17 protein-coding genes are annotated in these 22,513 nt (G+C 67.5%); 8 read left to right on the top strand and 9 right to left on the bottom strand.

Annotated elements, in window-relative coordinates:
* Nucleotides 1–789: citrate/2-methylcitrate synthase (locus AC1D2H_RS27860; RefSeq protein ID WP_478013133.1), on the top strand; the 789-nt coding region annotated here is incomplete at its 5' end.
* Here AC1D2H_RS27860 and AC1D2H_RS27855 read toward each other — a convergent pair.
* A complete protein-coding gene (locus AC1D2H_RS27855; RefSeq protein WP_478013132.1) occupies nt 777–2,888 on the bottom strand; it encodes a TonB-dependent receptor plug domain-containing protein in 2,112 nt (703 codons plus the stop codon). The two genes, AC1D2H_RS27860 and AC1D2H_RS27855, sit on opposite strands and share 13 nt — an antisense overlap.
* 529 nt (nt 2,889–3,417) lie before the next feature.
* On the opposite strand from AC1D2H_RS27855, the gene AC1D2H_RS27850 reads away from it, so the two are divergent.
* Together AC1D2H_RS27850 and AC1D2H_RS27845 are read left to right on the top strand one after the other, a co-directional pair.
* A complete protein-coding gene (locus tag AC1D2H_RS27850) occupies nt 3,418–4,395 on the top strand; it encodes an ABC transporter substrate binding protein (protein WP_478013131.1) in 978 nt (325 codons plus the stop codon).
* An 8-nt stretch (nt 4,396–4,403) separates the two neighbouring features.
* A complete protein-coding gene (locus tag AC1D2H_RS27845) occupies nt 4,404–6,083 on the top strand; it encodes an ATP-binding protein (RefSeq protein WP_478013130.1) in 1,680 nt (559 codons plus the stop codon).
* A 43-nt stretch (nt 6,084–6,126) separates the two neighbouring features.
* On the opposite strand, the gene AC1D2H_RS27840 is transcribed toward AC1D2H_RS27845, so the two are convergent.
* From AC1D2H_RS27840 to acnA, 8 genes are all read right to left on the bottom strand, one after another.
* Nucleotides 6,127–6,957, bottom strand: coding sequence for a hypothetical protein (locus AC1D2H_RS27840; RefSeq protein WP_478013129.1), 831 nt, complete (start codon nt 6,955–6,957; stop codon nt 6,127–6,129).
* Between the two features lie 35 nt (nt 6,958–6,992).
* Nucleotides 6,993–9,371 carry an ATP-binding cassette domain-containing protein gene (locus AC1D2H_RS27835; RefSeq protein WP_478013128.1) on the bottom strand — a complete coding sequence of 793 codons (2,379 nt, stop codon included), beginning with the start codon at nt 9,369–9,371 and terminating at the stop codon, nt 6,993–6,995.
* A gap of 2 nt (nt 9,372–9,373) precedes the next feature.
* Complete coding sequence (locus tag AC1D2H_RS27830) at nt 9,374–9,784, bottom strand: VOC family protein (RefSeq protein WP_478013127.1); 411 nt, start codon at nt 9,782–9,784, stop codon at nt 9,374–9,376.
* 41 nt (nt 9,785–9,825) lie between these two features.
* Nucleotides 9,826–10,269 carry a helix-turn-helix transcriptional regulator gene (locus tag AC1D2H_RS27825; RefSeq protein ID WP_478013126.1) on the bottom strand — a complete coding sequence of 148 codons (444 nt, stop codon included), beginning with the start codon at nt 10,267–10,269 and terminating at the stop codon, nt 9,826–9,828.
* Nucleotides 10,266–11,381, bottom strand: a complete 1,116-nt coding sequence (locus AC1D2H_RS27820; RefSeq protein WP_478013125.1) for an acyltransferase family protein — start codon at nt 11,379–11,381, stop codon at nt 10,266–10,268. Before AC1D2H_RS27820 ends, AC1D2H_RS27825 begins: the two co-directional genes overlap by 4 nt.
* Nucleotides 11,382–11,450: 69 nt before the next feature.
* A complete protein-coding gene (locus AC1D2H_RS27815; RefSeq protein WP_477933766.1) occupies nt 11,451–11,954 on the bottom strand; it encodes a hypothetical protein in 504 nt (167 codons plus the stop codon).
* 128 nt (nt 11,955–12,082) lie between these two features.
* Nucleotides 12,083–13,159, bottom strand: coding sequence for a M35 family metalloendopeptidase (locus AC1D2H_RS27810; RefSeq protein ID WP_478013124.1), 1,077 nt, complete (start codon nt 13,157–13,159; stop codon nt 12,083–12,085).
* Nucleotides 13,160–13,357: 198 nt separating this feature from the next.
* Entirely contained in the window at nt 13,358–16,069 is a 2,712-nt protein-coding gene (acnA, locus tag AC1D2H_RS27805; RefSeq protein WP_478013123.1) for an aconitate hydratase AcnA, read from the bottom strand.
* Nucleotides 16,070–16,414: 345 nt separating this feature from the next.
* On the opposite strand from acnA, the gene AC1D2H_RS27800 reads away from it, so the two are divergent.
* From AC1D2H_RS27800 to AC1D2H_RS27780, 5 genes are all read left to right on the top strand, one after another.
* Nucleotides 16,415–17,764 carry an MATE family efflux transporter gene (locus tag AC1D2H_RS27800; RefSeq protein ID WP_478013122.1) on the top strand — a complete coding sequence of 450 codons (1,350 nt, stop codon included), beginning with the start codon at nt 16,415–16,417 and terminating at the stop codon, nt 17,762–17,764.
* Between the two features lie 78 nt (nt 17,765–17,842).
* Nucleotides 17,843–18,826, top strand: coding sequence for a BMP family lipoprotein (locus AC1D2H_RS27795; protein ID WP_478013121.1), 984 nt, complete (start codon nt 17,843–17,845; stop codon nt 18,824–18,826).
* A 76-nt stretch (nt 18,827–18,902) separates the two neighbouring features.
* The gene (locus AC1D2H_RS27790; RefSeq protein ID WP_478013120.1) at nt 18,903–20,438 is read left to right on the top strand and encodes an ABC transporter ATP-binding protein; all 1,536 of its coding nucleotides are present in this window, start codon (nt 18,903–18,905) and stop codon (nt 20,436–20,438) included.
* Nucleotides 20,435–21,538 carry an ABC transporter permease gene (locus tag AC1D2H_RS27785; RefSeq protein ID WP_478013119.1) on the top strand — a complete coding sequence of 368 codons (1,104 nt, stop codon included), beginning with the start codon at nt 20,435–20,437 and terminating at the stop codon, nt 21,536–21,538. The genes AC1D2H_RS27790 and AC1D2H_RS27785 overlap by 4 nt, the downstream gene beginning before the upstream one ends.
* A complete protein-coding gene (locus AC1D2H_RS27780) occupies nt 21,538–22,512 on the top strand; it encodes an ABC transporter permease (protein WP_478013118.1) in 975 nt (324 codons plus the stop codon). The genes AC1D2H_RS27785 and AC1D2H_RS27780 overlap by 1 nt, the downstream gene beginning before the upstream one ends.
* The last annotated feature ends 1 nt before the right edge of the window (nt 22,513 follow it).

The raw sequence follows: 22,513 nt of genomic DNA, 5'->3' as shown, positions 1-22,513 counted from the left end.
ACAGGTGGCCGCATGAAGCCTCTGCAGACACGCGCCGGCAAGGCCTTCGTCGGCACGCGCGCCGTCTTCCTCGGGCAAGACCTGCACCAGGATCTGCGCCACGCAGACTGGGTCGAGCTCTACATGCTGTCGATCACCGGCCGGCGTTTCGACGCCGCCGCGCTGAAGCTGCTGCATGCGATGTGGGTCTGCACCAGCTACCCCGACGCGCGCCTGTGGAACAACCGCGTCGCGGCACTGGCGGGCAGCGCGCGCAGCACGCCGGCGCTGGGCATCTCGGCCGCGCTCGGCATGTCGGAGGCGACGGTCTACGGCGGACATCCCTGCGTGCGCGCCATCGACTTCCTGACCGGCGCGCAGCGCCGCGTTGGCGCGGGTGAGTCGCTGGCTGACATCGTTCAGCAGGAGCTGGCTCAGCGCCGCATCTATGGCTACGGCCGGCCGATCCATTCGACCGACGAGCGCCTGCCCTGGTTGCTGGGCATTGCGCGTGAACAAGGGCTGGCCGACGGACCGCACCTGGCCCTGGCGCACGAGGTCGAGCGCCTGCTGGTGGCGCGCGACGCGCGCTTGAAGATGAACTACGCGGCGTTCACCGCCGGGTTGGCCGCAGACCTGGGCCTGTCGGTCACCGAGTTCCACCATTTCCAGGTGCCGATGCTGCTGGCGGGCATGACGCCTTGCTTCATCGAGGCGGCCGAACGACCGGCGGGCGCTCTGTTCCCGCTGTCCTGCGAGCACATCGCCTACGAAGGAACGGCCAAGCGGCCGTGGCCTCAGAAGCGATAACTCGCTTGGGCCGACAGCGAGCGGCCCGCCATCGGCAGGTCGTTGGCGATGCCGGCGCTGGGCAGGCTGGGCTCGCGCACGTCGGCGTCGAAGGCGTTCAGCAGCGCGAAGGACAGCTCCCAGCCCGTCTTGGCGAGCGGCGCCCTCAGGCTCACGTCCAGCGTCGTGTAGCCGCGCAGGTTGGGCCGCGCGTCCCCGAACGCGCGCACGCGGTCGCCCACATGGTTGACCCGCCCGCTGAGCGTGGAGCCGCCCGCGAACGACCAGTCGAGCCGGGCGTTCAGGTGCTGGTGCGGCGCATAGCCGGCGTCGGTGCGGTTGAGCTCGTCGATGGAGCGCTGGTAGGCATAGCTGCCGGCAAAGCGCAGGTCGCGCCGCGCGTCCCACACCCACTCCACTTCGGCGCCGGTGCCATGTTGCGAGCCGGCGTTGCGGAAGGTCGCGCCGGGCACGGGCGCCGGGTTGGGGGTGGTCTTGATGATGTCTCCCATCTCGTAACGGAAGACATTGAAGTTCAGCTGCAGCTCGCGGCTGGCATGCCATTGCAGCGCCGCTTCGACGGTGCGCATGGTTTCGGGCCTGATGGCCGCATTGCCGCTGGCCACCGGGTTGACGCCGTACTGCTCGTTGAGCGATGGCGCCCGGAACGCGCTGCCGTAAAGCAGCTTGGCGGTGAGGTCCAGGCTGGCGTCCCACACCAGCGCGACGCGCGGGTTGGTGGTGCGGCCGAAATCGGAGTAGCGGTCCTGCCGGACGCCGGCCGTCAATGTCCAGTCGGGCGCGAAGCTCCATTCGTCCTGGACGTAGGCGTAGTCGACGCGGCGCTGGTGCGGCGCCAGGAAGGAGTCGTTCACCGGCGCCTCGATGAGCTGGCCACCTGGCGTGGGCACCGGCACGCCGGTGAGAGGCCCAGAAGTGATGACGTTGAAATTCCTGAACTCCCGGGTGCGGTAGAGATTCAGGTCATCGTGGCCCAGGCCCATGCGCCACTGGTGGCCGGCCCAGCCGCTGTAGCTGACGGCCGCGGAGGCGCGCAGCTGCCGTTCCCAGGTATTGGGCGAACCGAACACGCCGTTCGGGAACGAGCCGCCAAAAGCGCCGGGCGGGAACAGCTGGACCGGCACCGACAGTTTCTGCGTGTAGTGCAGATAGCTGGCGTTCGCGCTCAGGCGCCAGCCCGGCGCCAGGTCGACGTCATTGACACCGGTATCCAGGACTTTCCGCTGGGATCCCATCCGCCCCACGGGGTCGAGGGCGCCCGCGATGCCCGCGCCCGTACCCACGTCGCGGCGGTCCTTGTAGCCGGCATGCAGCCGCCACTTGCCGTAACCCAGCTCCAGGCCGCCATCGACGGCGTGATAGGCCGTGTTGACCGGCCCCGGCGCCAAGCTGGCCCGGGTGCCGAAGACAGCGTCCAGGCCGGTCTGCGCGTCCGACTCGACGATGCGCCTGAAGCCGTCGCTGCGCCCCACGCGCAGGAAGGCCGCCAGGTCCAGCGCTCCCAGCTTGCCGCCGTGCTGCAGCCAGGCGTCTGTCGTGTTGAACGAGCCGGCACGCAGGCCCAGCTCGGTGCCCTGGATGTCCTGGCCGCTCTTGGTGATGATGTTGATGACACCCGAGTACGCGTCGGCGCCGTACAGCGCCGAGCCCGGGCCGCGGATGATCTCGATGCGCGCGATGTTCTGCAGCGGCAGGCCGCCCCAGATGATGCCGCGGCTGCCGACATACAGCGTGGTCATGGGCACGCCGTTCTGCAGCATCAGCACCTGCGGATTGAAGTCGCTGGCCACGCCGCGGATCAGGTATTGCGGCGAGTAGGCGCCGTTGGCGCGGCTCACATGCAGGCCCGGCACGGTCTCCAGCACCTCATCCAGGTCGGCGGCGCCCATGGCCGCGATGTCCTGGGCGGTGATGACGGTGGCAACCGCAGGCGCGCGCCGCAAGGTCTGGGCGGTGCCGGTGGCGATGCTGATGGTGGTCTTGTCGCCGTAGATCTGCGCCAGTTCTTCCTCTTCGCTCGGTGTCTGCGCGAAAGCGACCGGCAGCCCTGCCGTCCAGCAGGCGCTGCCCAGAATCACCAAACCAAGGAAAGGTCTCATTGCCAGCTTCTCCGACGAGGGCGGTGAATGGGCGCGTATTGTGCTGTCGCCGCGGTGGTGCCAGGAGGCTTGTGGCAGGGGATCGTGGCGCTTCGTGAACTCTGCCCGACAAGCGGCGCCACAGGGCTGTCGGGGCTGGGGGCGTCTGCATAATGCCGCACGCCGCGCCCGGCGTTGCCGTGCCCCTGAAGCCGATTTGATTGCCCCCTGGTTGCCCGCCCCAAGCCACTTGCCGCATCTTGCGGCGACGGGTGCTTGCCGGTGCGGCCATCGCATGGGCCTCGGCGCCCGGCCATGCCGCCGCGCAGACCGACGAAGACGGACTGCCCATCGCCCGCAGCGACCGGCGCTCGGTGAGCATCGCGGCCGGCACGCGCCAGCCGCTGCGGCGGTGGCATTGTCAACGATCTGCCGGTCTACCCGCGGGCCACTCATGTGCAGGTCATGGTCCGGTTCTGAACCCGGCCCCTTTGCATAATGCCGCCCACCCCTCCTGCCCCTCAATGCGCCTCCATCCAACACGCTTTCCTTGACTGAGCCCGTTTGCCCCGTCCAAGCCACGCGCCGCGCCCTGTTGCGACAGGCCTTGGGCGGTGCCGTGGCGTTGGCCGGCGGTGGGGGGGCGGCCGCGGCCGAGCTCGGGCGGCAACTGGTGGTCGTCTACCCGGAGCTGGGTGACCCCTTCCGCCAAGTCTTCACGAGCATCATCGAAGGCATTGAAGACAAGCTGGGAGGTGCGGTGACGAGCTTTGCGATCGCCAACAACGCCAGCCCGGCGCAGGTCGCCGACGATGTGCGCAAGCGCGACGTCAAGGTGCTGATTGGCCTGGGTCGTGGCGGCATGCGCGTCGCGGCTGCCTTGGCGGATGAGCTGGCGGTGATGGTGGGCTGCGTCGTGTCGGTGCAGGAGTCGGAGGCGCGCAGCTTCCCCATCCACACGCTGGCGCCCGACCCGGCGCTGCTGCTGGCGCGGCTCAAGCGCCTGAAGCCAGGCACGCGGCGCGTGCATCTGGTCTACGACCCCAAGCTGAATGCCTGGCTGGTGAAGCTGGCGCGGGAGGCGGCGCGCGCCGAAGGCCTGGAGCTGTTGGCCCAGGAGGCCGCCGACCAGGCCGAGGCCCTGCGCGCCTACTCGCAGCTGCTGGCCTCGGCCGATGCCGCCCGCGACGCCGTCTGGCTGCCGCAGGACCCGACGACGGTGGACGACAACGTCGTGCTCACGCTGGTGCTGAAGGAGGGCTGGAACCGCAACATCGCCGTGTTCTCCAGCCACCTGGCCCATGTGAAGCGCGGTGCGCTGTTTTCTCTCTACCCGGACAACCACGAACTTGGGCGCTCGCTGGCCGTGTCGGCGCAGCGCCTGGCCGCCAGCCCCAAGACGGGCGTGGCCGGTGTGCTGCCGTTGCGCCAGGCGCGGGCCGCCATCAACATCCGTACCGCCGCGCACCTGGGGCTTGACGTCGCCTCGGTGCAGTCGGGATTCGATCTGGTCTACCCCACCAGCTGAGGCCCAGCTTGACGCCACCCCTTCCACTGGACAGCCAGCCACCCGCCATCCTCCGGGATGAGCGCGTGCCCCTGGCCCCGCCGCCGCAGCGCCCCTGGCCGCTGCGCGTCTATGCGCGCTGGCTCAGGGAAACCTCGTTCCGCCGCCATCTCAGCGTGGCCGTCGCGCTGGGCACCCTCTGCCTGGCCCTGCTGATGGCCGCCGTCAACGCCTGGCAGGGCGGCCGCCAGGTGCGGGCCATGCTGATGGAGCAGGGGGGGCGCGTCGCGGCCAACCTGGCCTCCAACAGCTCGCTGGCCCTGCTCTATGCCGCAGCCGACAACGCGGAGGAGGCCGTGCGCGCATCGCTGGCCTTCCCGGATGTGATGGGCATCGAGATCCGCGACACCAAGGGCCGGCTGCTGCTGGCGCTCGGCCCCGAACGGGACCGCCTGCCCACGGCGACGTCGCCGGCAACGCCTGACCCCGCGGCCAGCGAGCCCTGGCTCGATCAGGAGACCGAGGACAGCTGGGCCTTCGCCGCGCCGGTCTGGACCCGCCCCGAGGCCTCGCCCTTTGACGTGACCCTGCGCCCGGCCCAGTTGCTGGGCCATGTGCGCATCGTGCTGAGCAAGGCGACGCTGCACCGCACCCAGGCCTCGCTCTTCCTCGCGAACTTCGGCGTGGCCGTGCTGTTCGCGACCGTCTTCCTGCTGGCGGTGCGCTTCCTGATCCTGCGGCTCACCCGGCCGCTGGGTGCCTTGTCCCAGGCCATGGAGAGGGTGGAGCTTGGCGACAGCGACGCCCGCGCGCCGGCGGGCGGCCCGCGCGACATCGCGGCGATGGCCGAGACCTTCAACCGCATGATCACCGCGCTGCAGGAACGCGAGACCGAACTCGGCGCCCACCGCGACCACCTCGAGGATCTGGTGCGCGAGCGCACGCTTGAACTCAGCGACGCCAAGGAGCGCGCCGAGATCGCCAGCCGCGCCAAGAGCCAGTTCCTGGCGCGCATGAGCCATGAGCTGCGCACGCCGCTGAACGCCGTCATGGGCTATGCGCAGATCCTGAAGATGGACAACGGCCTGACGCCCAAACAGCGCAATGGCCTGGACATCATCCACAGCAGCGGCCAGCACCTGCTGACGCTGATCGTCGACATCCTGGACCTGTCGCGCATCGAGGCCGGCAAGGCTGAGCTGCGCATCGGCCCCGTCGAGCTCGTCCCGCGCCTGCAGGCCGTCGTCGACATCGTGCGCGTGATGGCCGAGGACAAGCACATCACGCTGGATCTCCAGCACGACGCCAATCTGCCGGCCGTCGTGCTGACCGACGAGAAGCGGCTCAACCAGATCCTGTTGAACCTGCTGGGCAATGCGGTCAAGTTCACCCACGTGGGGGGCGTGCTGCTGATGGTGCGTGCACTGCCACCGTTGGCCGACACGGAGCCGGGCCATGTGCGACTGTGCTTCGAAGTGCAGGACACCGGCGTCGGCATCGCCGAAGACCAGGCCGCACGCCTGTTCGAGCCCTTCGAGCAGGCCGGCAGTGCCGAGCAGCGCGTCGGCGGCACCGGTCTGGGCCTGGCCATCAGCCGCCAGCTGGTGCGCATGATGGGCGGCGAGATCCAGCTCGAGAGCCGGCTGGCCCAGGGCAGCCGGTTCTGGTTCGAGATCAGCGTGCCGGTGCAGGACAGCGCCTCGAGCTAACGGCGGTGGGCCAGCAATGGCAAGGACGGGATGGCCGACAGGCTCAAGGGCTCGTTGCAGCAGTTTTCAGATGAGCTCCGCAAGATGCCAATAGCTTGTCTCGCCCAATATTGCGCCCGCCGGTTTCATTCACCTCTTGATAGGCGATCGTCTGCATCAGCTCCGCAAAGGATCTGTATCTGTAAGCCCCCGCCAGTTGGGGGGACAGAAGCCAAGCTTCCCATTCACCGTCAGCAGTGACTTCCAGTGGATTGATCAACAGAACAGCCCCCTGTTCAAGCTCGCCCACCTTGATCAGCTTGTCCAGGTAGGACCATCTGAAGAAGTCCTGCTTGTCGTTGTATTGGTAGTAGTCGGCGTCAGACAAAGGGCGCTCGGCCGTGCCTCCCATCGCCTGGTGCCATACGCTCCAGTTGACTGTGTCCACGGTCTTGAACAGACCGACGGAAGAGATCGGGAGAAAGTTGGATGGGTGTGGGGATTCGCTCCTGGGCATCGCGAGCCATTGGCCGCCGGTCACCAAGGAGAAGTGCCGAAATGATCTCGGAAGCGCTCCGCTGTTCAGCTGCTTCTCCAGATGCACCAGAGCGACAGATCTGGCGTCATGTTCTTTGTCGCCAATAGCGGCTAGCTGATTGGTGCTCTCTTGAGTGGGCGAATCTCGCTTTCCTGTGCGCCGCAGGCCCTCGTTCCAGCAGGTGAGGAAATTCAACCAGTCGGATTCCGAGGAGACGTATCCGGAATTGATTTCCTTCATGCTTTTTGCAGCCGTGGCCGGGTCCTCCGCACGCGGCGAACAGCCTGCGAAAGCACAGATGACGGGGATCACCGCGGTGGCGTTTCTTAAGGCGATCAACTTGCTGACCCCATTCAAGTTCGAATCCTTCAGGTAGCGGAGGAATGCAGTCCTCAGCGCCGCTTGCGTGGCGGGGCACCGAGGTTCACAGGGGAGCCTACATAGTCCGCCAGATGCTGCCCCGTCAGTGTTGAACCTGCCTTGACCAGATCGGCCGGCCTGCCCTCGAAGACGACCTTGCCGCCGTCATGCCCGGCGCCCGGCCCGAGGTCGATGATCCAGTCCGCATGCGCCATGACGGCTTGGTGGTGCTCGATGACGATGACGGATTTGCCAGAGTCGACGAGGCGATCCAGCAAACCCAGCAGCTGCTCGACGTCGGCCAGGTGCAGGCCGGCGGTGGGCTCGTCCAGCACATAGATGTCGCCCTTCTCGGCCATCTGTGCCGCCAGCTTGAGGCGCTGGCGTTCGCCGCCTGACAAGGTCGTCAGCGGCTGTCCGAGGCTGAGGTAACCCAGGCCGACGTCGGACATGCGTTCCAGGATGGCGTGTGCAGCGGGCGTCAGCTTGGCGAAGAACGCCGTTGCTTCGGCGACCGACATGGCCAGCACCTCGCTGATGTCCTTGCCACCCAGCTTGTAGTCGAGCACCGCGTTCTGGAAGCGCTTGCCGCCGCAGTCCTCGCAGACGGTCGACACGGTGGCCATGGGCCCCAGGTCCGTGAAGATCAGGCCGTTGCCATTGCAGGTCGGGCAGGCGCCCTCGGAGTTGGCGCTGAAGAGGGCCGGCTTGACGCCGTTGGCTTTGGCGAAGGCGCTGCGGATGGGGTCGAGCAGGCCGGTGTAGGTGGCCGGGTTGCTGCGCCGCGAGCCGCGGATGGCAGCTTGGTCGATGGCGACGACGCCGTCCAGCTTGGACACCGAGCCGTGGATCAGCGAGCTCTTGCCCGAGCCGGCCACCCCGGTGACGACGCAGAGAACGCCCAGCGGGATGTCGACATTGACCTTCTGCAGGTTGTGCGTGCTGGCGCCGCGAATCTTCAGCGCGCTCGTGGATTTGCGAACGGTGTCCTTCAGCGCGGCGCGGTCGTCCAGGTGGCGCCCGGTCAGCGTGCCGCTCTTGCGCAGGCCGGCGACGCTGCCCTCGTAGACCACCTCGCCACCCGCCGAACCGGCGCCGGGTCCGAGGTCGACGACATGGTCGGCAATCGCGATGACCTCGGGCTTGTGCTCGACGACGAGGACGGTGTTGCCCTTGTCGCGCAGCCGGCCCAGCAGCTCGTTCATGCGCTGGATGTCGTGCGGGTGCAGGCCGGTCGTCGGTTCGTCGAAGACATAGCTGACGTCCGTCAGCGAGGAGCCGAGGTGGCGGATCATCTTGACGCGCTGGGCCTCACCGCCCGACAGCGTGCCGGTCGGCCGGTCCAGCGACAGATAGCCCAGGCCGATCTCGGCAAAGGCGTCCAGCAGATGACCCAGCGCCTTCAGCAACGGGGCAACTTCGGCGCCCTTGAGCCCGCGCACCCAGTCGGCCAGATCGCTGATCTGCATGGTGCAGGCATCCGCGATGCTGTGCTTGCCGATCTTGCAGGACCGTGCCGCTTCGCTGAGCCGCGTGCCGTGGCATTCGGGGCAGGTCTGGAAGGTGATGACGCGATCGACGAAGGCGCGCACGTGCGGCTGCAGCGCGTCAACGTCCTTGGACAGGAAGGACTTCTGGATCGACGGAATCAGGCCGGCATAGGTCAGGTTGATGCCGTCGACCTTGATCTTGGTCGGCTCCTTGTGCAGCAGGTCGTGCAGTTCGCGCTTGGTGAACTTGGCGATGGGCTTGTCGGGGTCGAAGAAGCCGCAGCCGCGGAAGATGCGGCCGTACCAGCCTTCCATGCTGTAGCCGGGGATGTTGATCGCGCCGCCGTTGAGGGACTTGCTGGCATCAAACAGCTCGCTCAGGTCGAAATCGCTGACCGAGCCCATCCCCTCGCAGCGCGGGCACATGCCGCCGGTGCGCGAGAAGGTCTGCTTGACGGCCTTGCTGGCGCCGCCCTTGTCGACGGTGATGACGCCGGTGGCCTGCACCGACGGCACATTGAAGGCGAAGGCGCTGGGCGGGCCGATGTGGGGCTTGCCGACGCGGCTGAACAGGATGCGCAGCATCGCGTTGGCGTCGGTCGCCGTGCCGACCGTGGAGCGGGCGTTGGCGCCCATGCGCTCCTGGTCGACGATGATGGCCGTGGTGATGCCCTCCAGCACGTCCACCTCGGGCCGCGCCAGTGTCGGCATGAAGCCCTGCACGAAGGCGCTGTAGGTCTCGTTGATGAGGCGCTGCGACTCCGCCGCGATGGTGCCGAAGACCAGGGAGCTCTTGCCCGAGCCCGACACGCCGGTGAACACCGTCAGCCGCCGCTTGGGGATGTCGACGCTGACATCCTTGAGGTTGTTCTCGCGCGCGCCCTGGACGCGGATGCGGTCGTGGTTGTCAGCGCCTCCCATGCTCAGCGACGCTCTTGAATGCGGAGCAGATTGCCGGCGGGATCTCGGACTGCGCAGTCGCGCACGCCATAGGGTTGCATCGTCGGCTCTTCGACGATCTCGGCGTCCTCGGCTTGCAGCTTGGCGAAGGTCTTGTCCAGGTCGGCGGTGGCGAGGATGAGCATGCCGAAGGTGCCCTTGGCCATCATCTCGGTGATGGTGCGGCGCTCGTCCTCGGTGATGCCGGGCGTGACCGCCGGCGGGTGCAGCACGATGGAGGTGTTGGGCTGGCCGGCCGGGCCGACCGTGATCCAGCGCAGGCCGTTGTAGCCGACGTCGTTGCGCACCTCGAAACCGAGGGTGTCGCGGTAGAAGGCCAGCGACGCCTCCGGGTCGGATTGGGGCAGGAAGCTGGAGTGAATGCTGATGTCCATTTGGGGATCTCCGTGAGAGTGGTTAGGGCACGGAAAGAAGTCTAGGTTTCGCTCTCCTGCGGCGCTTCTCGATTCCTGATCGGTTTGGTCACCTGGCGTGCGACGCAGGCCGGCATGCCTTGCGTGGCCAGGGCCTGGTCGCGCTTGTAGGCGCTCGGCGATTGGCCCACCAGCTCGCTGAAGCGGGTGCTGAAGGTGCCCAGCGACGAACAGCCCACGGTGAAGCAGGCCTCGGTGACGCTCACGTCGCCACGCCGCAGCAGGGCCATCGCGCGCTCGATGCGCCGCGTCATCAGATAGCTGTAGACCGACTCGCCATAGGCAATGCGGAACTGCCGGCTCAGGTGGCCGCCCGACATGTGCACGCCGTGGGCCAGGGCCTCGACGTCCAGGGGTTGGGCGTACTCGCGGTCGATGCGGTCGCGCACGCGGCGCAGGCGCGCGAGGTCGCGCAGGTGGAGTTCGGAGCCGGGCAGGATCGTCATGCCGGCATGCTGCCAGCTTCAACGGCTCGCGGCGAGCGGGCCAGCCGGTCGCGCAGCTGCAGGCCCGGCTTCTCGACGAGATAGTGCAGGGCGGCGCCCACGGCCAGGATGACGACGGCATAGACCGGGAACAAGGCCAGCCCCTGCAGCGGCAACGCGGGTGCGATCCAGGTCTGGACGGCGTGCATCGCGAGCTTGTGGCTGAGATACAGGCTGTAGGAGACGGCGGCCAGCCAGCCGGCGCCGGGCACGGTCCAGCGGCCCAGCCAGCCCTGCCGCGAGGTGGCGGCCAGCACCAGCAGGCCGAAGCCCCAGGACAGCAGCGGCCAGCCGATGGCGTTGGCGATGAGGCCGGTGCGCTCCCGGAACAGCGCGAAGGCGAGGACGGCGGTGGCTAGGCCGGCGACCGTCAGCAACGTCGAGCGCGCCTGCAACCTGGCCCACCACTGCGGACGGTAGACATGGATGGTCGCCAGCATGACGCCCACCAGCAGGCCGTCCAGGCGCATCCAGGTCGGGTAGTAGATGTCCTCGATGAACCAGTTGCGCTGCGGCTGGAGGGCGTCGTTGTGCAGCCAGACGCCGGCGCGCAACGCGATGCCGCCGAGCACCAGCAGGGCGCACAAGCCGATGAAGCGTGGCGCCGAGGGCCGGCGCGTGAACCACCAGGCGAGCAGCGGGAAGCACAGATAGAAATGCTCTTCCACGCACAGCGACCAGGCGTGCGAGAAGGCCTGGTTGTGGCCGTAGTCGATCAGCAGGTTCAGCGTGAAGCTGGCGAACTGCCACCAGGCTTCCAGATTCGGCTCTTCGCGCAGCACGGGGAAGGCGACATAGACGGCCAGCACGACGGCGAAGGCCGGCAGGATGCGCCAGGCCCTGCGCCAGTAGAAATCGCTCAGGCGCAGGGCCTCGCCACGCTGCAGCGTGCGCAGCAGCTGCGAGCCGATCAGGAAACCGCTGAGCACGAAGAAGATGTCCACGCCGGCCCAGCCGAAGCGGGTCAGCCAGGTCCAGTCCGGCCCCAGGCCGCCGATCAGGAAAGTGTGGAAAAACATCACCCAGACGATGGCAATGCTGCGCAGGAGGTCGAGGCCGGGAAGGCGATGCATGACTGAGGGTGTGCGACGAAGGGACGAGAGCGTAGCGCCAGCCCGCGCGGGTGTCGTTCGTCAGTGCAGTCAACGTGTCAGCGTGACTTCGCCGCAGTCCTGGTCCAGGCCCTGGTGCCGGGCACGCGGCCGCGGGGGTGTGCCGCGGCTCATCACGTCATGCCAATGCCAGCTGGCCTTCAGGCGCAGCACGCCGGTGGGCGGTAGTGCGAAGGCGTCGTTCAGCGTCAGCTCAGCGCTCAGGCTCTGGCCGGCGGGCAGGTGCAGATAGTCCTCGGCCGAAGGATCGCCGCGCTTGCGCATCGCACCCTGGAAGGCCAGTTCGCCCTGCGCCGTGCTGGCCTTGACGAAGGGGCCGAACCAGGCGCCCTCGAAGGGGCTGCCCCAGCGCAGCAGGTGCAGGCTGCGCTTGCCGGTGTTGCTCAGCTTGAACTGCAGCGCCACCTGCCCGTCGGGCTTGGCGGTGGCCTGGAACTGGCAGCTCAGCTCGGTGGATGGGATGGGGGCGGCCATGGTCAGGGGGCTGGTGGCGAACAGCGCAAAGGCTGCGGCGAGCAGGTGAGGGCGCATCATGGCCGGCAGCCTAGCCGAGGCGCGAGCCCTCGGCAGCCCCCCAAAAAAAAGGGCGCCGCCCGAGGGCGGCGCCAACACGAGGGAACTCCTGTCCACCGCCTGGCCTGACGGTGGTTGTCGATCCGGACTCAGTTCTGGAAGGGCGTGTTCTCGGCGAAGTACTCGTGGTTGTCCGAGTTGTCCAGGGCCTTGGTCGGGTTGGACTTGGCCAGGCTCTTGGCCGCGCTCTGGCCATAGGCCCAGTCGTCGGTGCCGGCGATGACGTTGAAATGCATCATCTCGTGCACCAGCGTGCCGCCCTTGCTGTCGGTGCCCGTCATCGGCGCGCTCCAGAAGGCGCCGCAGACGTAGATCTTGTACGGCTGGGTCGGGTAGACATAGGCATAGGTGCCGCTGTCCTTGCAACTGCAGTCCAGCGTCAGCGCGGCGCCCTGGAAGGCGTTGCGGGCCTTGGTGTAGTGGTCCCGGGCCGTGGCCCAACGCGAGGACGTGTAGGCGCCGAACCAGGTCGTGTAGCGCGCCGTGCCCGACGGCGTGCCGTTGAGGTAGGTGGTCGAGCTGGCCGCGTAGTTGGTGGCCGCCGTGACGGCCGAGGCCAGCGAGGACTTCTGGCTGCTGGTGCAGGAGCCGGTGTAGGAGATGCTGGCCGCCAAGGCCGTAGCATCGGTGCGCGCCGTGGTGGCCACGTCCCCACCATCGGCGCTGGCGGCATCGAGTTTCTCGTTGCGGCCTTGCGTCCACAGATAGGTGGCGGCGGCGCTGTGCAGGGACTGGGCGCCCGAGCCATGGGTGCCGCGGTCGCTGTGGAACTCGATCGCGTAGCGGCCGTTCTTGCTGAAGTCGTAGTGGCCGGTCAGTTCCACCTCGTAGTTCAGCGTCGCGCTGGCGGCGATCTCGACATAGTCCTTGGCCTGGGGCGCGGCGCGCTTGATGACGGCGCCGGTGTAGCGCACCGGCCGGTCGTCGCGGGTCACGGTGAACAGCGCGCCGCTCATGGAGTCGCTGGGCAGCTGCCAGCGCAGCACTTGCACCGCGCTGCGGCAGCGGTTGGTCACGGCGACGCCCACGTGGACGTCCACGTCGCCGTTGACGACGGGATTGGCGCTGCTCAGGCGCACATCCAGACATTCGGTGCCGGCGGCATAGCTGGCGCTCGTGGCGACAACGGCAAAGGCGGCGGCGGTCAACTTGAACCAGGTCTTCATGCAAGCTCCTGTCGGCCCCGATGGGGGCACTGGGTTGAAGAAGTCGCGGATTCTGGTGAGCTGCGCGGCCGGCGCGTCCTGGGACAAGCCTGTCCCTGAAACCTGCTGCGTAGTTGTCTAGACAGGGCGAACCATGAAAAAAGGAGCCAGCGCTCGCGAAAGCGCTGGCTCCCCAGGCTTGGGGCCTTGACCGTGGCGTCAGGCAGCGAGCAGCTGCCTGAGGACAAAAGGCAGGATGCCGCCGTGGAAGTAGTAGTCGACCTCGATGGCGGTGTCGATGCGCAGGGTCAGCACGACGGACTGCGTGCTGCCGTCCGGGCGGGTGATCGTCATGACCGCGTCGCCTTGAGGTTTGATCTCGTTGGCCAACGTGATGTCTATCGTCTCGGCGCCGGTCAGGCCCAGTGACTCCCAGCTCGTGCCGGCCTTGAACTGCAGCGGCAGCACGCCCATGCCGATCAGGTTGCTGCGGTGGATGCGCTCGAAGCTCTTGGCGATGACGGCCTTGATGCCCAGCAGCTGGGTGCCTTTCGCGGCCCAATCCCGACTCGATCCGGTGCCGTACTCCTCGCCGGCAAAGATGACGGTGGGCGTGCCCTCCTGGATATAGGCCATCGCGGCGTCGTAGATGGTGGTCTGCAGGCCGTCCTTGAGCGTGTAGCCGCCTTCCTCGCGCGAGCCGTCGGGCCGCGCCGGCAGCATCAGGTTCTTCACGCGCACATTGGCGAAGGTGCCGCGCATCATCACGTCGTGGTTGCCGCGGCGGGCACCGTAGGAATTGAAGTCGGCCTTGAGCACGCCGTTCTCGGTCAGGAACTTGCCGGCCGGCGTGGTTTCCTTGAACGAGCCCGCGGGGCTGATGTGGTCGGTGGTGATGGAGTCGCCGAACAGCGCCATGACCTTGGCGCCCTTGACGCCCGACACCAGCGCCGGCGGCACCATCGTGAAGCCCTCGAAGAAGGGCGGCTGGGCGATATAGGTGCTCTTGGGCCAGTTGTAGACCTGGCCCTTGACGCCCTTGATCGCGTCCCAGAGCTTGCCGGGCTGCTTGGCGACCTTGTCGTAGTTCTCCTTGAAGGCCTTGGCGTTCATCGCGAACTTCATCAGCGCATAGATCTCGTCGCTGCTGGGCCAGATGTCGCCGAGATAGACCGGCTTGCCCTTTTTGTCGTAGCCGACGGGCTCGGTCATCAGGTCTCGCCTGACGTTGCCGGCGATGGCATAGGCGACGACCAGCGGCGGGCTGGCCAGGAAGTTGGCCTTCAGGTTGGGGTGGATGCGGGCCTCGAAGTTGCGATTGCCCGACAGCACGGCGGCGCAGACGAGGTCGTTGTCCTGGATGAGCTTGTTCAGCTCAGGCGTCAGGTCGCCGGCATTGCCGATGCAGGTCGTGCAGCCATAGGCCGCGACGTTGAAGCCCAGCTTCTCCAGATAGGGCAGCAGCCCCGCCTTCTCCAGGTATTCGGTGACGATGCGCGAGCCCGGGGCCAGCGAGGTCTTGATATGAGGCGCGACCGTGAGGCCGGCTTCCACGGCCTTCTTGGCCAAGAGACCTGCGGCCAGCAGCACGCCGGGGTTGCTGGTGTTGGTGCAGGAGGTGATGGCGGCGATCAGCACGTCACCGTTCTTCACCGGGATGCCCGACTCGGTGACGAAAGGCTGGGCCAGCTTTTCGGCCGGCTGGTTGAAGCCGTTCTCGGCGATGGGCTTGCTGAAGAGTTCGCCGAAGGTGCTGGACAGGTTGGTGATCTCGATACGGTCCTGCGGGCGCTTCGGCCCGGCCAGGCTGGGCGCGACGGTGCCGAGGTCCAGCGACACGACCGAGGTGAAGTCGATGTCGCCGGCCTTGGGCACGCCGAACATGCCCTGCGCCTTCCAGTAGGCCTCGAAGGCCTCGATCTCGGCGTTGGTCCGGCCTGTGCCCTTGAAGTAGTCGACGGTCTTCTCGTCAACCGGGAAGAAGCCCATGGTGGCGCCGTATTCGGGCGCCATGTTCGCAATCGTGGCGCGGTCGGGCAGGGCCAGGGTGCGGGTGCCTTCGCCGAAGAACTCGACGAACTTGCCGACAACCTTGTGCTTGCGCAGGATCTCGGTCACGGTCAGCACCAGGTCGGTGGCCGTCACGCCTTCGCGCAACTTGCCGGTCAGCTCGAAGCCGACGACGTCGGGGGTCAGGAAATAGACCGGCTGGCCCAGCATGCCGGCCTCGGCCTCGATGCCGCCCACGCCCCAGCCGACGACGCCGATGCCGTTGATCATGGTCGTGTGGCTGTCGGTGCCGACCAGGCTGTCGGGGTAGTAGACGCCGTCCTTGCCCTTGTGCACGCCGCGGGCCAGGTACTCGAGGTTGACCTGGTGGACGATGCCGAAGCCCGGCGGCACGACGCCGAAGGTGTCGAAGGCCTGCATGCCCCATTTCATGAACTCGTAGCGCTCGCGGTTGCGCTCGAACTCCAGCTTCATGTTCAGGTCCAGCGACTTCTTGGTGCCGTAGTAGTCGATCATGACGCTGTGGTCGACGACCAGGTCCACCGGCACCAGCGGCTCGATGGCCTTGGGGTTCTTGCCCATCGCGGCCGCCACGTTGCGCATCGCGGCGAGATCGGCCAGCAGCGGCACGCCGGTGAAGTCCTGCAGCACGACGCGGGCGACGACGAAGGGAATCTCGTCAACGCGGGCGGCGTTGGGCTTCCAGTTGGCGAGCTGCTCGACGTGCTCGGCCGTCACCTTCTTGCCGTCGCAGTTGCGCAGCACGCTTTCGAGCACGATGCGCATGGAGATGGGCATGCGCGACACGTTCGGGAAGGTCTCGGCCAGCTTGGGTAGGGAGAACAGCTGGCCAGACTTGCCGGTGGCAAGCTTGAACTGGGTCTGGGTGTCGGCAAACGCGTGAGCCGCGGGTTTCGGCATGGTTACTCCTATAGGATGACTGGGGTCTATTGGCCTGTGAGTCGTCCCCGCGTGAGGTCCCGCTCAGGGCCAAATCTAGGCGCAAGGCGCCGTCGGGTTGGTGACCCGGCGAGCACTTGCAACAACGAGTTGGCCCTGAGCGGGACCTCACCCTTCGGGCTGGGGTGGCCAAGGGCGCAGCGCGTTGTTGCAGCCCTTGCCCAGGCGGCCAGCCTGAGCGGCGGACTGCGCCTAGCTCTGCACCCTTGGCCACCCCAGCGCGGGGACGATTCACAGGTCAATAGACCCTAACCATTCTGGCGAGCTTGTCGTGACTTGTGTGAATCCCGTCGTTAAGACTTGGTTATGACCGCCTTGTCCGCTCGCCCGCGCCTGTTCGCGCTGACCTGGCCGATGCTGCTGGAGCTGCTGCTGGGCATCGGCATCGGCATCATCGGCACGGGGCTGGCCGCCCGCCTGTCCGACAACAGCGGCGCCGCCTTCGGCCTGGCCAACCAGGTCTTCGCCGCGGTCTTCGTTCTGTTCCGCGTCATTGGCGCCGGCGTCAGCGTCGCGGTCACTCAGGCCCTGGGTGCCGGCCGGCGCGACCAGGCCGACGCGGTGGCGCGCGCTGTGGTCGGCGCCAGCACCTGGCTGGGCGTGGGCGGTGCCGTCGTGGCGCTGCTGGCCGCCGGCCCCTTGCTGACGCTCGTGAACGCGCCGCCCGAGGTCGCGCCGCTGGCCAAGGTGCTGCTGCAGGCGCTGGCGCCGGCTCTGATGCTGGACGCCTGGAACGCCAATATGTCCAGCGTCATGCGCTCCCATCTGCGCAGCCGCGAGGCGCTGGCCGTCGTCATCGTCATCCAGGTCATCACGCTGGTGGTGGCCCTGCTGGCCATGCCGCGCCTGGGGCTGGTGGGTTATGCGCTGGCCTGCGCCCTGGGGCGCGGTTTCGGCCTGGCAGCGCACATCCTGCTGTGGCGCACGCGCCTGAACCTGCGCCTGCGCGCGGCGGACTGGTGGCGGCTGGTGCGCGCGCCGCTGAAGACCGTGCTGCACATCGGCATTCCCGGCGCGGCAGAGAACATCTCCTGGCGCCTGGCCTTCATGACCAGCCTGGCCGCCATCGCCCAGCTCGGCGCCCATGCGCTGGCGACGCACGCCTACACGATGCAATTCCTGCACGTGATCCTGATGTTCAGCCTGGCCATCAGCTTCGCGGTCGAGATCATGGTCGGCCACATGATCGGCGCGGGCAAGCTGCATGCGGCCAACCGCCTGGTGCGGCGTTCGCTGGCCTTGGGCATAGCTCTGGCGCTGATCGTCTCGAGTGCCTTTGCACTGGCCGGCCCTTGGCTGCTGACCCGCTTCACGTCCGACCCGGGCATCGTCGCGCTGGGCTGCACCCTGCTGTGGTGGACGGTGCTCGTCGAGCCGGGGCGCTCCTTCAACCTCGTCGTCATCAATGCGCTGCGCGCAACCGGGGATGCCCGCTACCCCGTGATGGTGGGCTCGGCCTCCATGGTCATCGTGCTGGCCGGCGGCAGCTGGTTCCTTGGGGTTTACCTGGGGTGGGGCCTGGTTGGCGTGTGGATTGCTTATGCCGCTGATGAATGGATTCGCGGCCTTTTGATGTGGCGACGTTGGGCGACACTGGGGTGGTTGCCCCATGCCCGGGCGGCTCACCGCCGGTTGCGTCATGCCAAGGCCGGGTGAATCGGTATTTTCCTACCCAGTAAAACTTGAGGGATGTTTTCTACAATGCGCCCCTTTCGCCTTGCCCGAGTCCGCCCCATGACTTCTTCTCTGCCCCGTCTTGCTGCCCTGACGCTGTTGCTGGCGTCGGCCATGGCCCAGGCCCAGGCCCAGCAGCCCGCGGTGATCTTCGACATGGGCGGCAAGTTCGACAAATCCTTCAACCAGGCCGGCTACCAGGGTGCCGAGCAGTGGAAGAAGGAAACCGGCAAGACCTATCTCGAGTTCGAGATCAGCAACGACACCCAGCGCGTGCAGGCCATCCGCCGCATGGCCGAGCGGGGTGCCAGCCCCATCATCAGCATCGGCTTCGCCCAGGCGTCGGCCCTGCAGCAGGTGGCCAAGGACTTCCCGAAAACCCAGTTCGCCATCATCGACGCCAAGGTCGACCTGCCCAATGTGCAGTCCACGCTCTTCAAGGAGCATGAGGGCAGCTATGTGGTCGGCGCCATGGCCGCCCTGGTCAGCAAGACCGGCAAGGTCGGCTTCGTCGGCGGCATGGACATCCCGTTGATCCGCAAGTTCCAGTGCGGCTACGAGCAGGGCGCCAAGGTCACGAACCCGAAGATCGAGGTGTTCTCGAACATGACGGGCACCACGTCCACGGCCTGGAACGACCCGACGCGCGGCGGTGAACTCGCCAAGGCCCAGTTCGCCAAGGGTTCGGACGTCGTCTTCGCTGCGGCCGGCGGCACGGGCGTGGGCGTCTACCAGGCGGCCAAGGACGCAGGCAAGCTCGCCATCGGCGTGGACAGCAACCAGAACCACATCCAGCCCGGCACCATGCTGACCTCCATGGTCAAGCGCGTGGACGTCGCCGTCTACAACGTGCTCAAGGGCTGGAAGCCCGGCGTGCAGGTGCTGGGCCTGAAGGAAGGCGGCGTGGACTACGCCGCCGACGAGAACAACGCCAAGCTGCTGAACCCGGCGCTGAAGGCCAAGGTCGATGCCGTGAAGGCCGACATCATTGCCGGCAAGGTGAAGGTGGCCGACTACATGGCGGACAACGCCTGCAAATTCTGATGGCCTTGCGGGATGGACCTGTCGGCGTACCCGCCGGCAGCTCCGTTCCCCACTGATTCAGACTCAGCCTTCGCACATGACCGCTATCGCCGTCCGCCTTCAGGGTATCTCCAAGCGCTTCGGCGCCGTGCAAGCCAATCGCGAGGTGTCCTTCGACATCGCCGCGGGCGCCGTGCATGGCCTCGTCGGCGAGAACGGTGCCGGCAAGAGCACGCTGATGGCCATCCTGTACGGCTACTACCACGCCGACTCGGGAACCATCGAGGTCAACGGCCAGCAGGTTCACATCGCCAACTCGCAGCAGGCCATTGGCCTGGGCATCGGCATGGTCCACCAGCACTTCATGCTGGTCGACACGTTGAGCTGCCTGGAAAACATCATGCTGGGCGCCGAGGGCGGCTTCTTCCTCGCCGCCTCCAAGGCCAAGGTGCGCGCCAAGTTGGAAGCGCTGATGGCCGAGACCGGCCTGCAGGTCCACCTCGACGCCTTGGTCAGCGACCTGCCGGTGGGCGAACTGCAGCGGCTCGAGATCCTCAAGGCGCTGTACCGCGGCGCCAGGATCCTGATCCTGGACGAGCCGACGGCGGTGCTGACGCCGCAGGAGACCGACCAGCTCTTCGTCACGCTGCGCCGCCTGAAGGAGCGCGGCACGACCATCATCCTCATCACGCACAAGCTGCGCGAGGTGATGAGCCTGTGCAGCGCCGTCACGGTGATGCGCGCCGGTCAGGTCGTCGAGACGCGCGGCATCGAGGCCTGGAGCGAGGAGTCGCTCGCCGAATCCATGGTGGGCCGCAAGGTCACGCTGGGCCGCCCGGAAGGCCTGGAAGTGCATGCCGGCGAAGTGCGGTTGCAGGCTGCCGGCCTGAGCCTGAAGCACGCCAACGGCGTGCCCGCGCTGAAGAACGTCAGCCTGACGCTGAAGGCCGGTGAGATCGTCGGCGTGGCTGGCGTGTCGGGCAACGGCCAGAGCGAGTTGCTGGAGGTGCTGTCCGGCCTGCGTGCACCCGAGGGCGGCCGGCTGGAGCTGGGCGGCCAGGCCTTCACGCCCGAGGCCTGGCTGGATACCGCCCAGGCCCGCCCGCTGCGCCTGGCCCATGTGCCCGAGGACCGGCATGCCGTCGGCCTGGTCATGAGCTTCCCGGCCTGGGAATCCGCCGTGCTGGGCTACCAGGGGCTGCCCAAGTACCGCAAGGGCGCATCCATGAACCACGCCGCCATGCGTGATGCGACCCGCGCCATGCAGGAGCGCTTCGACGTGCGCCCGCGCGACGAGAACCTGGGCTCTTCCAAGTTCTCCGGCGGCAATCAGCAGAAGCTCATCCTGGCCCGCGAGATCGGCGAGCAGCCGACCGTGCTGCTGGTGGGCCAGCCCACCCGCGGCGTGGACATCGGTGCCATCGAATTCATCCACGGCCAGTTGCGCGCCCTGCGTGACGCGGGCTGCGCCGTGCTGCTGGTCAGCAGCGAGCTGGACGAGATCCTGGCCCTGGCCGACCGCGTCGTCGTCATGAACTGCGGCCGCATCACCGGTGAGCTGGCCATCGAAGACTGCGATGAAAAACGCCTCGGCCTCTTGATGGCCGCACAAGAAGAACGAGTGGCTGCATGAGCCAACCCATCCAACTTCCCCGCTGGATCGACATCGGCCTGCTGCCGCTGTGGAACCTCGCCATCGCCCTGGTCGTGGCCGGCCTCGTCGTCATGGTCATCGGCCACAGCCCTTGGCAGGCGCTGACGGTGCTGCTCAACGGCGCCCTGGGCAGTGTGCGCGGCCTGGGGTATTCGCTCTACTACGCGACGACCTTCATCTTCACCGGCCTCGCAGTCGCGGTGGCCATCCATGCCGGTCTGTTCAACATCGGCGGCGAAGGCCAGGCGACGCTGGGCGGTGTCGGCGTGGCCTTTGTCGCGCTGTGGCTGGGCGCCAAGCTGCCGGCCATCGTGCTGTTGCCGCTGCTCGTCGTTGCCGCCGCCTTCTTCGGCATGCTGTGGGCGGCGCTGCCGGCCTATCTGCAGGCCTGGCGCGGCAGCCACATCGTCATCACGACGATCATGTTCAATTTCCTCGGCGCCGCGCTGAACGCCTATCTGCTGGTGAACTGGCTGCGGCCGGCCGGCAGCATGTCGGTCGAGTCGGCCGAGTTCGCCGAGAGCGCCCGCATGCCGGCCCTGCACCAGATCGCCGCGGCCCTGGGTTATGAGCTGCCGTCGTCGCCGCTGAACCTCAGCCTCGTCATTGCGCTGGTCGCCTGTGTCTTCGTCGGCTGGTTCCTGTGGAAGAGCGCCGCCGGCTATGCGGTGCGCTCGGTGGGCAGCGCGCCACGTGCGGCGCACTATGCCGGCATCCGCCCGCGGGCCCAGGTCATGATCGCCATGGCCATTTCCGGCGCGCTGGCCGGCATGGTGGGCATCAACGAGATCTCGGGCGTGCAGGGCAAGCTGACGCTGGACTTCGTCGCCGGCGCCGGCTTCACGGGCATTGCCGTGTCGCTGATGGGCCGCAACCATCCCGTCGGCATCATCCTCGCGTCGCTGCTGTTCGGCGTGCTCTACCAGGGTGGCGTCGAGGTGTCGTTCGAGTTGCAGGGTTTCTCGCGGGAGATGGTCGTCACGGCCCAAGGCCTGATCGTGCTGTTCTCCGGCGCGATGGCCACCGTCAGCGCGCCGCCGTTCGCTCGCCTGTATGCCGCTGTGAAGGGAGGCCGCTGATGGATGAAGTCCTGATCGCCTCGGTGATCGCGTCCACGCTGCGCGTCAGCGCGCCGCTGCTGCTGTGCGCCATGGCCGGCGTGCTGTCCGAGCGCGCCGGTGTCGTCGACCTGGGCCTGGAAGGCAAGATGCTGTTCGCCGCCTTCGCCGCTGCGGCGACGGCCTCGGTCACGCATTCCACCGCCTACGGCCTGATGGCCGCCATCGCCGTCGCCTGCGTCGCCTCGCTGCTGCACGGCTTCGCCTGCGTCAGCAACCGCGGCGACCAGGTCGTCTCCGGCGTCGCGCTGAACATGATCGCGGCCGGCCTCACGGTCGTGCTGGGCATCGCCTGGTTCCAGCAGGGCGGCCAGACGCCACCTATCGATCCCGACGTGCGCCTGACGGCCCTCGCCAAGGGCTTTGCCGAACCCCAGCCGGGCAATTGGTTCGCCTCGGTCTTCGGCCACGGCTTTCTGAGCCACAACGTGCTGGTCTATGTCGCCTTCCTGATGGTGGCGGCGGTCTGGTTCTTCCTCGAGCGCACCCGCCCGGGCCTGCGCCTGCGCGCCGTTGGCGAGAACCCGGCCATGGTCGAAGCCGCCGGCATGTCGGTGCAAGGCCTGCGCTACCAGGCGCTGCTGATGAACGGTGTTCTCTGCGGCCTGGCGGGCTCCTATCTGACGCTGGCCCAGAACGCCTCCTTCTCGCCCAATATGACGGCCGGCCGCGGCTTCATCGCGCTGGCCGCGATGATCTTCGGCAAGTGGAAGCCGCTGCCGACGATGGCCGCCTGCCTGCTGTTCGGCTTCCTGGACGCGGTCGCGATCCGCATGCAGGGCGTGCAATTGCCTGCTGGATTGGGCGGGGGCGAAGTACCCGTGCAGCTGATCCAGGCTTTGCCTTACATCTTGACTGTGGTCCTTCTGGCTGGCTTCATTGGTTCTGCGATCGCTCCGAAGGCGCTGGGCAAGCCCTACGTGAAGGAACGCTGAG

It is taken from the genome of Roseateles sp. P1_C1_2 (genome assembly GCF_056406535.1).
This window is presented reverse-complemented; position numbering and strand designations above follow the sequence as displayed.